Annotated in this window: 1 pseudogene; it reads right to left on the reverse strand. The window is 71.0% G+C overall.

Annotated features, from left to right (window positions below):
* A pseudogene (locus tag EXE48_RS18580) lies at positions 1-297 on the reverse strand (hypothetical protein); the annotation flags it as partial.

Raw genomic sequence — 297 nt, forward strand, 5'->3', positions numbered from 1 at the left:
CAGCATCGACCGAACAACCTCGTCGGTCGGAGCGCCACACTGGTCGTCGTCGTAGTGCTCCTCGATCGCGTCGAACAGCACGTTCTCGGCTGGCGGCACCTCCTCGCCGCCGTCGGTCGCGAGGTCGCGCTCGACCTTCGCGTCGTGGCCCGTCTCCTGCCGATGTTCGTCGACCTCGCGACCCGCACCGGAAAGCGTCGACCCCTCGCCGGTCCACGAGCACTCGGGGCACTCGGCGCGGTACCCGCCGCCGTCGGCGACGAGCTTCCGCTCGCCCGCGTGGTACCGCAGGTCCTC

It is taken from the genome of Halorubrum sp. ASP1 (genome assembly GCF_005435135.1).
In the GTDB taxonomy this organism is placed as follows: Archaea; Halobacteriota; Halobacteria; order Halobacteriales; family Haloferacaceae; genus Halorubrum; species Halorubrum tropicale.